General features: G+C 61.3%; 12 protein-coding genes and 2 pseudogenes. 5 read left to right on the top strand and 9 right to left on the bottom strand.

Features of this window, described 5'->3' with window-relative positions:
* Positions 1 to 396: 396 nt before the first annotated feature.
* The 3 genes from F6X42_RS04575 to F6X42_RS04565 are packed head-to-tail and all read right to left on the bottom strand — an operon-like array spanning position 397 to position 3,828.
* Entirely contained in the window at positions 397 to 1,167 is a 771-nt protein-coding gene (locus F6X42_RS04575) for an SDR family NAD(P)-dependent oxidoreductase (protein ID WP_187633072.1), read from the bottom strand.
* On the bottom strand, positions 1,164 to 2,846 hold the full coding sequence (locus tag F6X42_RS04570) for a flavin-containing monooxygenase (RefSeq protein WP_187633071.1): 1,683 nt from the start codon (positions 2,844 to 2,846) through the stop codon (positions 1,164 to 1,166). The genes F6X42_RS04575 and F6X42_RS04570 overlap by 4 nt, the downstream gene beginning before the upstream one ends.
* A 49-nt stretch (positions 2,847 to 2,895) precedes the next feature.
* Positions 2,896 to 3,828 (bottom strand): alpha/beta hydrolase, encoded by a 933-nt coding sequence (locus F6X42_RS04565; protein ID WP_187633070.1) that lies wholly within the window; start codon positions 3,826 to 3,828, stop codon positions 2,896 to 2,898.
* A gap of 217 nt (positions 3,829 to 4,045) precedes the next feature.
* Here F6X42_RS04565 and F6X42_RS04560 point away from each other — a divergent pair, with 217 nt between their 5' ends.
* Positions 4,046 to 5,773, top strand: a complete 1,728-nt coding sequence (locus F6X42_RS04560; protein WP_187633069.1) for an N-acyl-D-amino-acid deacylase family protein — start codon at positions 4,046 to 4,048, stop codon at positions 5,771 to 5,773.
* 416 nt (positions 5,774 to 6,189) lie between these two features.
* Here F6X42_RS04560 and F6X42_RS04555 read toward each other — a convergent pair whose 3' ends face one another.
* Both F6X42_RS04555 and F6X42_RS45550 read right to left on the bottom strand, forming a co-directional pair.
* On the bottom strand, positions 6,190 to 6,753 hold the full coding sequence (locus F6X42_RS04555; protein ID WP_312892491.1) for an IclR family transcriptional regulator: 564 nt from the start codon (positions 6,751 to 6,753) through the stop codon (positions 6,190 to 6,192).
* A gap of 48 nt (positions 6,754 to 6,801) precedes the next feature.
* Positions 6,802 to 6,945, bottom strand: a pseudogene (locus tag F6X42_RS45550) (helix-turn-helix domain-containing protein); the annotation flags it as partial.
* A 455-nt stretch (positions 6,946 to 7,400) separates the two neighbouring features.
* Between F6X42_RS45550 and F6X42_RS04550 the strand changes: the two are divergent.
* Positions 7,401 to 8,288, top strand: a complete 888-nt coding sequence (locus F6X42_RS04550; RefSeq protein ID WP_187633067.1) for an IclR family transcriptional regulator — start codon at positions 7,401 to 7,403, stop codon at positions 8,286 to 8,288.
* A gap of 166 nt (positions 8,289 to 8,454) precedes the next feature.
* Here F6X42_RS04550 and F6X42_RS04545 read toward each other — a convergent pair whose 3' ends face one another.
* The gene (locus F6X42_RS04545) at positions 8,455 to 8,592 is read right to left on the bottom strand and encodes a hypothetical protein (protein WP_187633066.1); all 138 of its coding nucleotides are present in this window, start codon (positions 8,590 to 8,592) and stop codon (positions 8,455 to 8,457) included.
* A gap of 29 nt (positions 8,593 to 8,621) precedes the next feature.
* Between F6X42_RS04545 and F6X42_RS04540 the strand changes: the two are divergent.
* Positions 8,622 to 9,559, top strand: a pseudogene (locus F6X42_RS04540) (IS5 family transposase); the annotation flags it as partial.
* Positions 9,560 to 9,561: 2 nt separating this feature from the next.
* On the opposite strand, the gene glcF reads toward F6X42_RS04540, so the two are convergent.
* The 3 genes from glcF to glcD are packed head-to-tail and all read right to left on the bottom strand — an operon-like array spanning position 9,562 to position 13,449.
* Positions 9,562 to 10,869, bottom strand: a complete 1,308-nt coding sequence (gene glcF / locus F6X42_RS04535; RefSeq protein ID WP_246529957.1) for a glycolate oxidase subunit GlcF — start codon at positions 10,867 to 10,869, stop codon at positions 9,562 to 9,564.
* A gap of 13 nt (positions 10,870 to 10,882) precedes the next feature.
* Entirely contained in the window at positions 10,883 to 11,950 is a 1,068-nt protein-coding gene (glcE, locus tag F6X42_RS04530) for a glycolate oxidase subunit GlcE (protein ID WP_187633065.1), read from the bottom strand.
* Positions 11,950 to 13,449, bottom strand: a complete 1,500-nt coding sequence (gene glcD, locus F6X42_RS04525) for a glycolate oxidase subunit GlcD (RefSeq protein ID WP_187633064.1) — start codon at positions 13,447 to 13,449, stop codon at positions 11,950 to 11,952. Before glcD ends, glcE begins: the two co-directional genes overlap by 1 nt.
* Before the next feature lie 227 nt (positions 13,450 to 13,676).
* Between glcD and glcC the strand changes: the two genes are divergently transcribed.
* Complete coding sequence (gene glcC / locus F6X42_RS04520; protein ID WP_312892490.1) at positions 13,677 to 14,453, top strand: transcriptional regulator GlcC; 777 nt, start codon at positions 13,677 to 13,679, stop codon at positions 14,451 to 14,453.
* A gap of 990 nt (positions 14,454 to 15,443) precedes the next feature.
* Positions 15,444 to 15,905, top strand: coding sequence for a hypothetical protein (locus F6X42_RS04515; RefSeq protein ID WP_187633062.1), 462 nt, complete (start codon positions 15,444 to 15,446; stop codon positions 15,903 to 15,905).
* The last annotated feature ends 5 nt before the right edge of the window (positions 15,906 to 15,910 follow it).

Raw genomic sequence — 15,910 nt, 5'->3', positions numbered from 1 at the left:
GAGGGGCAGCGTCGTGCGTGATTCCTACGATCTCACGGGCCGAAGAGAGATCCACCGGGCAGAGCCGGAGCCACTTACCATAAGCATTCGCTGGAGGGCCGATTGCAGCATAACCCCAGAAAAAACGTCTCGGGGATTGCCGGTGCGCTTTAAGAGAGACCGCTGCGGATTGCGGTCATCGTGCTTGTATTCAAGGTAACGTACCCGCCGATACGCCGCTTTATGGTCGATTGCTGATGTTGCAGCCGCGCCCGCTCAGTCCGGCGAACGTAGGCTGCGGATCCTCCGTCCGTCGTTCATGTCGCCGTAAGCCGCCCGTACCGTCGATACGAGCATGATCGGTGGTTTGCTGATGCCACGCCTCCTTCGTTGCTCTTGCCGGTACTTGTTGTCGGGTCAGGAGGCGGACATGCCGCCATCGATCGCGATCACCTGACCTGTGACTGTCTTCGATTCGTCCGATGCCAGCCAAACGGCCATCGTCGCGACCTCCTCCGGCTCGGTTAGGCCGAGCAGTTGACGCTCGCAGGTCTTGTTAAGCAGATCTGGCTGGGTCTGCAGCAGGCTCTTAACCCTCTCGGTCATTGTTACGGCGGGGGCCAGCGCGTTGACGCGGATGCGGTGCGGAGCGTATTCCACTGCCATCGAACGCGTGATGGCCGAAATGCCGCCCTTGGCCGCCGTGTAGGCGTCCTTGCCGCGGGTCCCCACCAATGAGAAGACCGAGCTGCTATTAATTACCGACCCGCCGCCGTTGCGCATCAACGCCGCGATCCCGTATTTGCATGTCACCCACGTGCCAAACAGATCGAGACGAATCGCGCGCCAGAATTCATCGACCGGACAATCAGTAACCTGCGCATCGACGGAGGTGGATCCACCGGCGTTGTTGTAGAGCACGTCGAGACGCCCCCAGTGCGCGGTTGCGGCCATGATCGAGGTGCGCACACTGTCTTCATTCGTCACGTCGGTATTGACGTAGAAAGCCTGACCGCCCGTGGCCTGGATAGCGTCCGCGCAACTGAGCCCCAACGCTTCATTGAATTCGGCGATTACCACGCGCGCGCCTTCAAGAGCAAAGCGCTGCGCGGCGGCGCGACCAATTCCGCTGCCGGCGCCCGTAATGTAGGCAACTTTGCCGGCCAGCCGTGCTTGTGCGACCGTCATACGGCACCTCCCGCAAGACCCGCCGCTGCGATTCGCGATGCGGCCTTATCCGCCATACCCGTCGCAGTTGTCTCACGGGTCAGCACGAATCCGAGATAGCCCGCAGCGGCAACCTCCTCGCACTTCTTTCGGTAATTGCCATGTCCGCCAAGGTAGGGTAGGAAGAGTTGCGGCTTGCCGGGCACATTGGCGCCGCGATACCAAGAATTTGCTTTTTCGTAGAGCGTGCGCGACACGACGTCTTGCACATGCTGCATCCAGTTCTCTTCGGCGCCCTTGTCGGCATCGATCCGAGTGATACGGTTTGCGCGCAGATAGGTCATGCAGTCCGCGATCCAATCGACGTGCTGCTCGATGCTCATGGCCATGTTGGCCAGCGGGCCCGGGCTGCCGGGGCCGGTGACGGTAAAAAGGTTGGGAAATCCTTGCGCGACCAGCCCCAAATAGGTCTTGGCACCAGCAGCCCACTTATCGGAGAGCTTGCGACCGCCGACACCGCGCACGTCGATGTGCGACAGCGCACCAGTGAAAGCGTCGTAGCCGGTGGCGTAGATCAGCATATCGAGTTCAATCAGTCCCTCGCTGGTCTCGACGCCCTTAGGAACGATGCGAACGATGGGGGTGGACTTCAAATCGACCAGTGATACGTCGTCGCGATTGAAGACGCTATAGTAGGTGTCACTGAGACAGGGACGCTTGGTGCCGAAAGGGAAACCATAGGGCAGCAGCTTCCGGGAGGTCTCCGGATCCTTGACAATCTCGCGGATCTTGCTGCGGATAAACTCAGCCACCATTTCGTTGGATTCGTCGTTGGCGAGAATGTCACCGTAGCATTGGCGGAACCCAAGCAATTGGCTGTTGATCCACGCGTTCTCGAACTTGGCACGGCGTTCCTCCGGCGTAGCGTCCAGCGCGGACTCGTTCGCCATTGGTGCCGGAATGCCGAAGCGCGTGATACGGCTCAAGCTGCGGCGCTCCGCATACGTAGCGCGCGCGCGCTGGCGCATCTCGGGTGTGAGCGGGTGGTTCTTGGCCGGCACGACGAATACCGCGGTGCGCTGGAACACCGTGAGATGTTTGCACTTACCGGCCAAGGAGTGGACCACCTGGACGCCCGAGGAGCCGGTGCCTATCACTCCGATGCGTTTTCCCTCGTAGGTGGGTTCTTGCCGCGGCCAGCGGCCGGTGTGGTATGCCTCGCCCCTGAAGGTCTCAATGCCGGGTATTTCTGGCGGCTTGGGCACTGAAAGTCCTCCCGTGGCTGGCACCAGGAAGCGGGCTTTCCGAGTCTTGCCATCTGAAGTGCGCACAAGCCAGAGGTTGTCCGCTTCGATAAATTCAGCCGCCTCCACGCGGGTGTTGAACTGAATCTGCTGACGCAGCTTGAACCGGTCGGCCACGTGCTCCAGATAAGCCATCAGTTCCTGCGCCGACGGATACCGCTGGCTCCATTCCCATTCGTCCTGCAGCTCGGACGAGAACGAATATGAATAATCCCAGCATTCCAGATCGACGCGGGCGCCAGGGTAGTGGTTCCAGTACCACGTGCCGCCAATGCCGTCGCCGGCCTCGAATGCCTGCACCGAAAAACCTGCATCGCGCAGGCGCTTAATGGCATAAAGCCCTGCAAAGCCGGCGCCGATGACTACGGCGTCGACGATTTTGACTTCTTGACTCATCAGGCTACTCCTGGATCGGAAGTGAAGAGGTAAGCCGCTAAATGCGGGTTCATGCTGCGGCTGTAAGCTGTCGAAGTTGCCCGCAAACGAATTGCAGGCCATCACGGCTGCCGGGCAGTAAGCCCAACATCATCAGAAAACCATGCATTTGTTGCGGCGCGCGCCAATGGTGGACGACCACACCGGCCGCTTTCAGCCGTTGTGCGTACTCCTCGCCCTCGTCGCGCAGCACGTCGTGCTCGGCGGTGAGGACGATGGCCTCGGGCAGGCCGGAAAGATCGGCTTCGCGGCACGGGGATGCCAAACTAGAAAGCCGCTCGGACGGGTCGGGCAAGTAGTGCGACCAGTACCACTGCATGGTGTCGCGGTTTGTTAGCAATTGGTTGTCGCGATCGACATAGGACGGTCGGTCGAATCGGCAATCGGTGACCGGGTAGATCAGGAGCTGACCGGCCAACGCGGGGCCGCCTAGTCGCCGCGTTTGCAACGTCACGGCAATGGCAAGGTTGGCCCCGGCGCTGTCCCCACCGACAACCAGCGTCAGCTCGGATCCCAGGAGTGTCGCGCGAGATGCGTGCAGCCAGGCGACAGCCGTACACGCGTCATTCACCGGGCCGGGAAATCGGTGTTCGGGCGCCTTGCGATATTCGACCAGAGCCACCGCCACATCGGCGCCCACCGCGATTTCGCGGCACAACGCGTCGAATTCCTCGACACTGCCAACGACCCAGCCGCCGCCATGAAAATACACCAGCAAAGCGCGTGGCGTTGCGCTCGGAACGAACAGACGGCAGGGCAGGGCCGCACCTTCCACGGGGATCTTCAGGTCGCGCACAGTGCGCACGTACGGGCCGAGCGCGACGATGGAGCGCAAACCGCTAAAGGCGGCGCGGGCCTCCTCTGGCGTCATCAGATGGCGTGGCTTGGTATTGCTGGCGGCAACCCTGTCGAGGAAGGTCCGAGTTTCAGCGTCGAGGCTCATCGGTTTGTCTCCGCATAGGCTTTGTCTTGTTCCTATTAGCGAGCAAACCGCACAGGAATCCAATAGGACCCGTGGCTCTGTCCCGTACTTTGGAACGAGTCTGATTGCGTCGGAGTATGGCTTTGAAGTACGGAACGATGCGCTGTCGCATGTTGTCTGTCGCCTGTGTGCTGCCGAAGATGTCGCTTTGAGTGTTGCACACGAAAGGAGACAAGTGATGTCAACCGAATTCGACGTGGTGATACGTGGTGGCACGGTGATCGACGGTACCGGCGGCCCGTCCCGCGAGGCCGACGTAGCAGTTAAGGATGGGAAGATTGCGTTCATTGGTACGGTGTCACAGCGCGGGCGCGAGGAAATAGATGCGCGCGGGCTGATTGTGACTCCCGGATTTGTCGACATCCATACCCACTATGACGGCCAGGTGACCTGGGAGAATCGGTTGATCCCTTCGTCGAGTCACGGTGTCACCACCGTCGTCACGGGAAATTGCGGCGTGGGCTTTGCTCCATGCCGTCCGCACGAACGTGAAACCCTTGTGCGCGTGATGGAGGGGGTGGAGGACATCCCCGAAGTAGTAATGACGGCGGGTATTCCCTGGAACTGGGAAACCTTCCCCGAGTACCTTGACTCGTTGGAACAACGCCACTTCGACATCGACGTCGCCACTCAGGTGGGGCATAGCCCTGTACGCGTCTATGTCATGGGCGAGCGTGGAGAAATGGGGCAGCCCGCCTCGCCCGAGGAAATGAGTCAGATGTCGGCGATCGTCCGTGATGCCATTCGTGCTGGCGCCTTCGGAGTCAGCACTTCGCAGCATGAAGGGCATCGCACGGTCGAGGGTCAGCTGGCACCCTCAATCAAGGCGAAGGAGGACGAGTTGGTCGCATTGGCTGCCGGCCTGCGTCAGGCCGGCAGCGGAGTGTTCCAACTGCTTACCGATGGCTTCTTCGGTGGCAGTACCGCACAGGACATCATGCGCCTGATTCGCAAGCTGGCGACGGCATCGGGGCGGCCGGTAAGCTATTCCCTGGTGCACAAGACTGAGAGCCGTGAATTGCCTGACCAGTTGCTCGCACTTACGCGTGAGGCGCGAGATCAGGGCTTGCCCATCAAAGCGCAGGTGTTCCCGCGTCCAGTCGGACTGTTGTTCGGATTGGGGCTGTCGCTGCATCCCTTCCGTTTCCATCCTAGCTACATGGCGATTCACGAACTGCCGCTGGCGCAACGGGTCGCCGAAATGCGCAAGCCCGAGCGCCGCAAGGCCATCCTCGCGGAGCAGCCCACACATTCGAATCCGCACTATGTGCGCCTGGTGTCGAACTTTGAGGTTTCGTTCCCGTTGGGCAATCCGCCGAATTATGAACCGGGGCCGGGCCACACGCTGAACGACATCGCGCAAGCGGCCGGCACAACCGCTGCCGAGGTCGCCTACGACTTGCTATTGCAAGATGAGGGCAACGCCCTGATGCTGAACCCGGCGTCTAACCTGGTCGAAGGAAACCTGGAAGCGGTGCGCAAGATGATCACCGACGAAAATACGCTGATCGCCCTCGGCGACGGTGGCGCGCACTATGGCATGGTTTGTGACTCCAGCTATCCGACGACCCTGCTGGCGTATTGGACCCGCGACCGCGCATCGGGGCGGGTTGCGCTCGAATGGGCCATAAAGCGCCTGACGAGCGACAATGCAAAGGCGATTGGAATGACTGATCGCGGCGAACTGAAGGAAGGGCTCAAGGCTGACATCAACGTGATTGATTACCAAAGATTGACGTTGTACGCACCGAAGCCGGTATTCGATTTGCCTGCGGGCGGCCGCCGCCTGGTGCAGACGGCAGATGGCTACGTGGCAACGCTTGTGGCCGGACAAGTGACTTACCGCAATGGCGAGCACACGGGCGCGCTGCCCGGGCGCCTGCAACGTAACCGCAAGTCGCCCTGACGTACATTGCCTGTCGGGCAGCGGCAGATTACCGGGAGGCGGCGCATGCATTCCCGGCCCCCACACGTCGATCCGCCGATGCGGCGCTGAGCTTCCGGGCTATTGGACTCCGCACCGGCGCTGCGAATACACATGAACTGCTTTAAGCGGTCGGGAATCAGCCGGGAGGGCGATATTTGGGGCCGACCGCTCTGTTGGACTCGAGAGCGTCATTACCGAAGTGGGGCGATGCAGACGACCGCCCAAGAAGATGTCCGGTCCCAAGTGCGGGAGCCGCGAACCCAGCATCCCGCGCAAGCTTTGGTGTTCCCCTTCGCTCCAGGCTGCGGGTTACGGCTAGTGGTCGCCGTCGTAGGCTTTCGGGACAGAGGAAATGAGGATCTCGTACTCAGCGGAGCCGCGTATAAAACGGCAGGTCAGGGCTCTGCATCCACATTGCGCAGTAGCGTCGTTATTTCCCGGGCGGCGCTCTTGAGTTCCGGCGCAATGCAGTTGCGGATCGCCGCAATGTCCAACGCCAGTCCTGCCCCGCCACAACTCATCGCCATCAGCGTCTCGGACCGTCCAACTCGCACTGGCAGTGCGATGCCGTAGGCATTGCGCTGATATTCACCCACGGTGATGCACGCGCCGGTGGAATCTATCTGGTCAAAGTCTCGTTTGATTCGCTGCCACAGGTCATCAGCCTCCGGACCGGCGGCCTCTAACAGGGCCTGCATGTAGCGTCGTCGTTCGGATGCGGGCAACGCCCAGAGCCAAGCTCTCCCGATTGCTGTACGCCCCATGGGAAGCAACGAGCCTACTTCGAGCCGCAGCGTGGAGATCTGCGCGCTGGTGCGGCAGGCGATATAGAGCATATCGAGTCTGTCGGGCACTGCAAGTGCCACGGTCACGTTGAGCCGATCGGCAAGGCGTTGCATGAATGGATGGACGCGCTGCGTGACGGGGTTACTTCTCGCATAATCGGTGCCGATGCTCAAGCCGCCAACCGATAACTCGAGTGCCCGCCCCCCCGAGACGCGGCGTAAGTAGCCTAGTTTAACCAACGTAATCGTGAGGCGTGACACACTAGAGCGCGATAGGCCCGTGCGTCGCACGAGTTCAGCGTTGGTAAGCGGCGTCCTCTCGGCGCGGAAGGCGCGCAGCAAATCCAACCCGCGCTTCAGCGTCATAGTGGCGGGTATAGGGGAATCAGACATCGCTCTTCCTGGTTCGTCAATGCGATCCACGCTGCGCGGGACGTACACGGCTGATTGGTGCGCCGGAAGGAAATCCGGATAGAACAACGGGCTGCAACGGGTGTCAGCGTCTAAAAGTATACGCCATCCGCTGCCCACCGTTTGTGCAGAAAACTCCATTCAAAGTACGGAAAAGATCGTGCTTTCTCCTTTTCGGCAGCGGGCAACGTCGACTTAATAGAGGTAATGATGTCGCTCTACGAAAGACATCAATAGGACGGCCAACCCGCCCCTAAACTGCGCGTCAACTTTCGGTCGGGAGGAGTCCCTTGGCTTCGCTTTGCGGCGAAAAGCACCGGCTGCCTCCGCACGGTCTTACCCGACTCGCTCACGGTGCGGAGGCTGGCACAAACTTGATCTATGAGACAAAGCAGAAGTTAGGAGATCCAATGGGGCATCCATCTTTCGCCGTGCGGCCAAGAGGCCACCACAGCCATTTCAAAACGGGCGATTCCGGGCCGAGGCCGCCGCAACATGCGCGGGAAGGCGATAGCGACACGATGGTTTTGCCGCTGGCGCGGGGTCTGGCGGTTTTGGCGGCCGTCGGGCGGGAACAGCTTTGGAAAGGCAACAAGGAGATCGCGCTGCTAACCGGTCTAGCGCCTCCGACTGTCTCGCGCCTACTGCGCTCCCTGACGGCGCTCGGTTATGTGCAACATGATGCTGCACGGCGCAAATACCGCTTGGCGGCAGCTGCACTGGGATTAGGGTACGGGGCTATTGCGGACGGCGAAATACAGAGTGTGGCCGGTGAGGAAATGCGCAGGTTCGCTGAAACTACAGATACCTATGTGACGCTGGGCAAGCGCGATAGACTCGACGTGGTGGTCGTGGAGAGTTTTTTGGGGGGCCATGCGATGCTCGCGCTGGACATGATGCCCGGCACGCGGATGAGCCTCGCCGCCTCGGTCGCGGGGGCAGCGTTGTTGGCGGCGCTGCCGGAGCAAGAGCGCGCTTATTTGCAGGAAACGTTGGCGCGCAGGGCAGGGCGTGACTGGACTGCCCAGCGACGGCGCATCGCGGAAAAAATCTCCCAAGTGCATCATATCGGGTTTTGCATTTCGCCCGGCGAATGGGTGCCGGAACTAAGTTCGGCGAGTACGCCGATTCTCATTCCGGGGCGCCCGCCTTGGGTGCTCTCGTGCATAGGCCGCACTTCGCGGATCCCGCGCGTGCGCCTAGAGCGCGAGATAGGCCCACAACTGGCCCTGATCGCGCAACTGTTACAGGAAAAATTGGCCGTGCATCTTGGTCATCACGCGCTCGATGGAAGTTGAATACGTTGCCCGGACTCAACCCCGCCAGAGCAATGGCTTCGTCGAAGCCATCAAGCGTCTGCTCGAGCCACCCAACGCAAGGCACGCAGCTACATGCACTTCGAAACCATCCGAACCGTGCAATTCTTTATCGCGGGCAAACTGGACTTTGTGGCATCGGGCTTATTCAAACTAACTCAGCCAACACCTCTGGGTTGAAACTCGTCAACCCATAGCGATCACTAGCGTGCACTTTGGCCACCCAACGCGGATCGCCGAGCAACGCACGCCCCACCGCAATCATCTCGAACTCCTCGCGCTCCATGCACTGTATCGGTCCATCAAGGCTAGCAGGAAGCAGCCAAACGTGCCGGCTTGATCAAGGCTTCGAGCGTGAAGCGCGTGATTGTGGACACGACGATCATGGAAAAGGCGATTGTCCATCCAACCGATTCGCGTCTGCTCGAGCGGTGTCGCGAACATCTGGTGAAGGCGGCCGCGCGGCATGGCCTGAAACTGCGGCAGAACTACAACCGCGAGGCGCCCCGGCGGGGGCTTCAGATTGGCCGCTACGCTCACGCGCAGCAGTACAAGCGCATGAGGAAAGTACTGCGCACGTTGCGCTCACGCGTTGGACGGGTGATGCGTGATGTGGAGCGACAGGTCGCTCAGGTAGCAGGTTCATACCGCGCAGCCTTGCAAAAGCTGGTGGACCGCACGAAGCGGATCCTGTCGCAGAAGCCGAAGGACAAAAACAAGCTCTATGCGCTGCACGCACCGGAAGTTGAATGTCTGGCGAAAGGCAAAACCGGCACACCGTACGAATTCGGTGTGAAGGTGTCGATCACGACGACCCACAAGGAAGGCCTGGTAGTTGGCATGCGCTCGACGCCAGGCAATCCGTACGACGGTCACACGCTTGCTGAGGCGCTGGAGCAGGCCACAATCCTGTGTGATGCCACGCCGGAAATCGCCATTGTCGACGTGGCTACAAGGGCGTCGCGGTCGACGACGTGAAGATCTACCACCCGGGCTTGCGGCGGGGCGTCACACGCGGATTACGCGCGATGATCAGACGGCGCAATGCAATCGAGCCAGCCATCGGCCACATGAAGGCAGACGGAAAACCCGATCGCGACTGGCTCAAAGGCGCGCTCGGTGATGCGATGCACGCGGTGTTGTGCGGCGCTGGCTACAACCTCCGGATGATCCTCAGGAAGCTGCGGCTTCTTTGCGCCTTCGTTCTCGCCGCTTTTCTCGAGTGCAACAGCGCCGCCGACGCGATGGTGTGATGCTACTGACATGGAAACGAATTGTTCAGGGCCGACTGTGTCAACTCTTTCCCTGGTCGCGCGTGCACTCGGGTGTTTGCGACCCCCAGCGCTTCTTCGACCAGTTCGATCCAGTGACGCACGCGCGTCCTGCCCGCGCGATCCAGATGCATCTGGCAACCGATGTTCGCCGTCGCGATGATGCCCGGCTGTCCGCTTTCGAGCGCGGCCATCTTCTTGTCGCGCAACTTCTGCGCAAGCTCGGGCTGCGTGATCGAATACGTTCCCGCCGAGCCGCAGCACAGATGCGCGTCGGGCACGGCAGAAAGATCGAACCCCAGCCGGGTCAGCACGCTCTCCACCGCGCCCCCAAGCTTTTGCGCATGCTGCAGCGTGCAAGGGCAGTGGAACGCGACGCGCATCGCAATCACGTCGGCGGCGGGCTGCAACGCGTCGAGTGGTTCGGTCGCCAGCACTTCGACGAGATCGCGCGCGAGTGCGCTCACGCGTGCTGCCTTCGTCGCGTAAAGCGGATCGTTGCGCAACAGGTGCCCGTATTCCTTCACGAACGCGCCGCAGCCGCTCGCTGTCTGCACGATCGCTTCGACGCCGGCTTCGACGGAGGTCCACCATGCATTGATATTGCGGCGCGCGCGATCGAGGCCCGCGTCCTGCGCGTTCAGGTGATAGTCGGTGGCACCGCAGCAGCCGGCCTCGCGTGCCGGTGTCACGCTGATGCCGAGCCGGTCAAGCACCCGCGCCGCTGCCGCGTTCGTATTCGGCGACAGCGATGGCTGCACGCAGCCTTCGAGCATCAATACGCGCCGCGCGTGACGTGGAGCAGGGCGCGGTTTCGCAGGCACGACGGAACGTGCAGGAACCTTCGCCTGCACACTCGCGGGCAACAGCGGCCGCACCGCGCGACCTGTCTTGAGCAGCGCATCGAACACAGCGGGACGTGAAATCACCGTGCGCAAGCCCTTGCGCGTCAGCCGCTCGCCGATGGGCCGCTCGACCCGGCGCTCGAGCTCGGCACGTCCGATGTCAAGCAAGCGGTGATACGTGACGCCCGACGGACACGTCGTTTCGCAATTGCGGCACGTGAGGCAGCGGTCCAGATGCAGTTGCGTCTTCTCGCTGGCTGGCTCGCCTTCGAGCAGTTGCTTGATCAGATAGATGCGCCCGCGCGGTCCGTCGAGTTCGTTGCCGAGCAGTTGATACGTCGGACACGTCGCATTGCAGAAGCCGCAATGCACGCATGAGCGCAGGATGCTTTCCGCTTCCTCGGCATTGGGCAGGGCTTTCGCGTGGGAGTCGAGATTCGTTTGCATGATCGCGCTCGCTTCAGAGACCGGCGTATAGTCGGCCGGGGTTCAGCACGCCATTCGGATCGAGGCGTCGTTTGAGTTGCTGCTGATAGCGCAGCAGCGGCGCGGCGAGCGGCTGGAACGGCTCGCGCTCGGGCGACGGCGTGAAGCACGTCGCGTGACCGCCCGCCGCGTGCGCGAGTCGGCGAATTTCAGCGGCGGATGCCTCGCTCTTGAGCCAGCGCTGCGCGCCTGCCCAGTCGAGCACGACATCGCCGGGCAACGGCATCAGGGGCGTCGCATTCGGCAGCGATAGACGCCATAACGGACGCATGTCGGCGAAGAACGGCAGCCGATGATCGCGAAGAACATCCCAGAACGCGCAGTCGATCTCTTCGCCGCGGATCCGCTCCACGGCCGACTTCACCGATCCGCCTCCGCCTTCGAGCCGCACGTAGAGCTTGCTGCCGACATAACAGGCGCCGTTCACGGGCAACGCGGCCTTGCGCCATGCGGACAGTTCTCGCATCGCTTCGTCGGCACCGAGCGAGAGCGCGAAGCTGCGGCACTCGCGTGGTTTCGGTAGCACTTTCAGCGACACTTCTGTCAACACGCCAAGCGTCCCAAAGCTGCCCGCGAGCAAACGCGACATGTCGTAGCCGGCGACGTTCTTCATCACCTGGCCGCCGAATCGCAGATGATCGCCGTCGCCCGTGATCACGCGGCAGCCGAGCACGAAGTCGCGCATCGAGCCTGACCACGGGCGGCGCGGACCGGAAAGGCCAGTCGCGACCGCGCCGCCTAGCGTTCCGTTGCCATCGAATAGAGGCGGCTCGCACGGCAGCATCTGATCGGCGTCGTCGAGCACTGCGTTCAGTTCGACGAGCGGCGTTCCGGCGCGCGCGGTGATCACGAGTTCTGTCGGGTCATACGCGACGATGCCGCGATGCGAGCGCGTGTCGAGTTCCTCGCCGCGCACGTCGCGGCCGATAAAACGCTTGCTGTCGCTGCCGCGAATGCGCAACGGCGCGTGTTTGGCAATCGCTCGCTGCACCTGTGCGACGAGGCGCGCGCTATCGTCCATCGAATCGAATTCGCGTCGCATCAGAAGCGCTCCAGCTCGGGAAACGGCAGCTTGCCGCGATGAATATGCATCGCGCCGTGTTCGGCGCAGCGATGCAGTGTGGGAATGTTCTTGCCGGGATTGAGCAAGCCGTCGGGATCGAAGGCGGCCTTCAGCGAATGGAACAGCGTGAGTTCCTCGCTGCTGAACTGCACGCACATCTGATTGATCTTCTCCCGACCTACGCCGTGCTCGCCCGTGATGCTGCCGCCCACTTCGACACATAGTTCGAGAATCTTCGCGCCGAGCGTTTCGGCGCGTTCCATTTCACCGGGCGCGTTGGCGTCGAAGAGAATCAGTGGATGCATGTTGCCGTCGCCGGCATGGAAGACGTTCGCGACGCGCAGGCCATATTCATTCGACAGATCCGTGATGCCGCGCAGCACACGCGCGAGTTCGCGGCGCGGAATCGTACCGTCCATGCAGTAGTAGTCTGGCGAGATGCGGCCGACAGCCGGAAACGCGTTCTTGCGGCCTGCCCAGAAGCGCTGGCGTTCGGCTTCATCCTTCGCGATGCGGATGTCGGTGGCGCCCGCTTCGCGCAGCAACTCGCCGACGCGATCGCAGTCTTCCTGCACGTCGGATTCCGCGCCATCGAGCTCGCACAGCAGGATCGCTTCGGCGTTGACGGGATAACCCGCGTGGATGAAATCTTCGGCGGCGCGGATCGCGAGATTGTCCATCATTTCGAGGCCGCCCGGAATCACACCCGCGCCGATGATTTGCGCGACGGCATCGCCAGCCTTCTCGACATCGTCGAAGCTAGCGAGCAGCACCTTCGCGCTTTGCGGCTTCGTCAACAGCTTCACCGTGACTTCCGTGACGATACCGAGCATGCCTTCGGAACCCGTCAACAGCGCGAGCAGATCGAACCCGGGCGAGTCGAGCGCTTCGGAGCCGATCGTCAGCCGCTCGCCGTCGATGGTCAGCACTTCGAGCTTCAGGATGTTGTGCACGGTCAGGCCGTACTTCAGGCAATGCACGCCGCCGGCGTTCTCGGCGACATTGCCGCCGATCGAGCACGCGATCTGCGACGATGGATCGGGCGCGTAGTAGAGACCGTGAACGGCAGCCGCCTGCGAGATCGCGAGATTGCGCACGCCGGGCTGCACGCGAGCAATCGATGCTTCCGGATCGATGTGCAGAATCTGGTTGAAGCGCGCCATCACGAGCAGGATGCCCTGTTCGAGCGGCAGCGCGCCGCCTGATAGCCCCGTGCCTGCGCCACGCGCGATCATGGGCACCTTGCGCGCGGCCGCGAATTTCAACAGCGCCTGCACCTGCTCGATCGAGTCGGGCAGCGCGACCATCATCGGCGTCGTGCGATACGCGGAGAGGCCGTCGCATTCGAATGGGCGCAGGTCTTCCCTGTCGTGCAGCAGTTGCATCGAAGGCACGAACTGCTGAAGCTCGGCGACCAGCGTGGCTTTGTCGTGCGAGGGAAGGGGGCCGTCGATCCGTTCGTCGTAGGCGTAGCTCATGGGGTGTCTCCGTGGGCGCGCGGTTGTGTTTTTCGCGCCGCTTATCCGTGTAGGTGCCGATTGTTCCCGTTTCATCTTTGCCTGTCGATAGACGGAATAGGTGGTAATACCAGTTTCTTTCATGCGCCGATTGCTGCTGAATCGGGCTAGAGGCACGTGCAGTGACGTAAATGGCGATATCATGACCACAACGCGAAGCCCGCCCATTTCAAGTGGTATTACCAGTGATTTCACACACGGGAAGTGAAGGAAGAGAGCCCGATCGCAAGATCGCCGATGTAGTCGCGGAGCGCATCGAGCGCCTGATCGTCGATGGTGTTTTAAGGTCGGGGCAGGCGCTGCCGTCCGAGCGGCGCCTCACGGACAAGCTTGGCGTATCGCGAACGGCGCTACGCGAAGGGCTGAAGCTGCTGCGCGCGCGCGGCATCATCGAAACGGCGCACGGCAAGGGCTCGTTCGTCGCTAATCTGACTTCACAGCCGCCGCAGTCGCCGCTGATGCATCTGCTCGCTTCGCAGCCGCGCACGCTCTACGATCTGTTCGAAGTGCGCGGCATGCTCGAAGCGGAATCGGCGCGGCTCGCCGCATTGCGCGGCACCCCCGTCGACTGCATGATGATCACGCGCCGCTACGAAGAAATGCTCGCCGCGCACGATGCCGAAACCGATCCGGCCACGCACGCGCGCCTCGATCATGCATTTCACCTAGCGATCTGCGAGGCGTCGCATAACCCGGTGCTGGTGCACACGCTGCGTTCGCTGACGGAACTGCTGCTGAGTTCAGTTTTCGCGTCGGTGAACAACCTTTACCATCGTCAGCCACATCGCAAGCTCATCGACCGGCAGCACGCGCGTCTTTACAACGCCGTGACGGGTAGGCTGCCCGAGCAGGCGTATCGGGCTGCTGCAGATCACATCAACGGCGTGCGCAAAAGCCTGCATGAAATTGAGCAGGAGGAGCAACGCCTTGTGCGGGCAACACTAAGGCTTGAAGGATGGAGGTGACGCGTGTTGCGTTGAAACGCAGAATGGGACGCCCCGGTCGGTGATGCGCTTTGATTGAGGTGCCTCCACAATTTGAATGAAAGGAATGAGCAAAATTTGATTTGTAGCTGCAACATGAGATTGTCGTGTTCCGTGTAGGCCCAGTGTTGGACATCCAGTTCAGTGCGTCGGCGACGAATACGACGCGCACGACCACTATGACGATGCGGAGGCGGCGCGGACGACCCTCTGGAATTCAAGCGTTGACCCCTTGGGCGCCCAAAACCGGCGCAAGCCTATCCTGCCATCCCTTGTTTTTCCGTTGTTCATGTTGTCATCCGCAGATCCCGTGAGCGAGGTAGCCGCTGCCGCGCAAGAAGAACGATTGTCCAGCGCAAGAAAAGCGATCCTCTGCCGTAGAAAAACCATCTGGAGCACACAACAAATTGAGCGACTCGCGAGGGAAGGCGCGTGGCATCGTACGGGTAGATTTCTCTACTCGCGCAAATTGACTGGTGAGGTTGACGAAAGAAATCGTAGGTGCTGGCGCAATATGGAGAACGCAGGGCTCGGTGTTTCGCGCAGCAAAATTCAAATGACCTGTTGGATTCCTACGCAAGAAAGCAGCCCCTTCTGCAACTTGAAGATGCTGGGTGTTGACGAGCAGCGCAGGAAAAACCCGTGTAACGAAGCGGATTAAATCGAATCCTGCGATTGCCCGGCGCAACGTGCGCGACCGTGATTTCTACGGTGAGCAATGTTCCTGTCAGTCAAAACTGTATCGGCGCGCAACCATTGATTGCTACCACTGGTTAGCCTGGACGGTTGTGCCTTCTCGCGCGAATCCCTGCGTGTTGCCCGTGCACAACGACGCAAAAAAGTCTCCTGTTCTGGTCAGTTCCTCTGTATTCCGCCGTGTTCCCGTACCTTGCTTCAGGCCTGATTCCGGGTCTTGACGATCACCGGGAGCCGTTTGCAAGATGGCATTCAGGCCGAATACCGGAGCGAATCATGCCGATGGTGAAGAGCTTTACCCAGGCGCAATGGGACGCCGCCTCGCGCCGTCTCGATACGCTGCCGGTAAAGCCTGCGCATGAGCATCGCGTCAATGTCCGGGATGCAATCAGGTCGATGCAGGCCCAGATCAGCAGCGCCCAGAAGAAGGGGTACACGCTGGAGGAGATCGTTTATCAGCTTGCCCAGGAGGGCGTCGAAATCAGCGCAAGCACGTTGAGATACGCGATGCAGCGCGCGGCGAAAGAGAATCGCCCTATGCAGGCGGAAGCGACCGCAGTGCCGGGAGCGACAACGGCAACGCGCGCGAAGAAGGGTGGTCGGGAACGGTTATCAGATTCCAGCAGCAAGCCTGCCTGGAAAACGCAGGATGGGGGAAGAGCAGTCAGTCAGCAGGGGTCAATGGTGATTCGGGACGCGTTCTCGTTCGAGATCACGCCCGATGTTGAAAACTTGTAGAGGGC

This window comes from Paraburkholderia podalyriae, from assembly GCF_014397785.1.
GTDB classification, from domain to species: domain Bacteria; phylum Pseudomonadota; class Gammaproteobacteria; order Burkholderiales; family Burkholderiaceae; genus Paraburkholderia; species Paraburkholderia podalyriae.
Note: the sequence above shows the minus strand (reverse complement) of the source record. Positions and strands in the feature narration are given on the sequence as shown.